Annotated in this window: 1 protein-coding gene; it reads left to right on the top strand. The window is 51.2% G+C overall.

Annotated elements, in window-relative coordinates; all coding sequences use genetic code 11:
* Nucleotides 1-393: 393 nt before the first annotated feature.
* Nucleotides 394-1257: transglycosylase SLT domain-containing protein (locus HJG40_RS14085; RefSeq protein ID WP_215864783.1), on the top strand; the 864-nt coding region annotated here is incomplete at its 3' end.

The raw sequence follows: 1257 nt of genomic DNA, 5'->3' as shown, positions 1-1257 counted from the left end.
GCCTCATTCAATCCGCCAAGGCCAAGGCTCGGGGTTACCGCACGCACAAGAACTTTATCAACATGGCCTACCTGATCCTGGGCAAGCTGGATCTCAGGCTACCCACTTGAAATGACGAGGAACCTAAAAAACGCTGTTCCTCGCATTGTGGCTAAAATTCAGTTTGATGATGCGTGCCATGAAATATCCAGCATGATCTTGTGCCGTGCTGATAAAAGAGCACTTGCTGATTGGTTGATGAGGTGTTTGACTAAGACGTTCTGTTTTTATTATTATCCTTAATTAACTCCAGAATGATCTAAATGTGGCTGGCTGTTCATGCCTACAATGATGTAAGTGATGGTGTATGCGGGACACTCGATTATGATGAGAACCCGCCAAGGGAGAAGCAGGATGATCAAGCGAATGGCCGCCATCGCTACTGTGATGGCGCTGGTAAGTGCACCTATGGCTTGGGCGCAAATCATGGAAACCCCATTGTTGCAGAAACCTTCTGGCACAGGTCTTGCGGCAAGCCTTGAGGAAATCAAAACATCCGGTTTAACAAGCTCTGAAACCCCATCCCATGACATATCGACCAAAATTAATCAGCCCGGAACCTACGGCAACCTTACTCTGACTCTGCACCGGTTTGAGGCTGCAGGGGCATTTGGTAGTCAGGATGGACCTGGTAACATCTGGACACACATTGATGAAGGGCTCGACCTCAGCAGTGAAGTATCGCAAGTGGCTGTCAAACAATGGCGTACCTGGTTTTTGCAGCATCAGGGCAAACTCGAAGAAATTCTCGGCAATTCGCGCCCTTTCCTCTATTACGTAGTCAACGCCGTTTCGCAACGCGGCTTGCCCATGGAGCTGGCTCTGCTTCCCGCCATTGAGAGCGGCTACAATCCTAAAGCCTATTCTCCTGCCGCCGCCGCAGGGCTCTGGCAGTTTGTGCCCGGAACCGCGCGGAGTTTTGGACTGCAAAATACGCGTTACGGGGATCCCCGCCTGAGCCTGACGGCCTCCACCAACGCCGCCCTCGATTACCTATCTTATTTATACAATTATTTTGGTGGAAACTGGCTCCTGGCGATTGCTGCCTACAATGCCGGACAGGGTACGGTTTCCGCCGCTATCCAGCAAAACGTGGCGGCCGGCCAACCTACCGATTTCTGGGATCTGAATCTTCCCGAACAAACTGAAAATTACGTGGCCGAATTGTTGGGTCTTGCCCAGGTCATCAAAAATGCCAAGGCTTACCACGTCAGCCTG

Origin of the sequence: Acidithiobacillus concretivorus, assembly GCF_018853445.1 — a bacterium.
GTDB classification, from domain to species: Bacteria; Pseudomonadota; Gammaproteobacteria; order Acidithiobacillales; family Acidithiobacillaceae; genus Acidithiobacillus; species Acidithiobacillus concretivorus.
The sequence above is the reverse complement of the archived record's forward strand: the minus strand, read 5'-3'. Positions and strand labels throughout refer to the sequence as shown.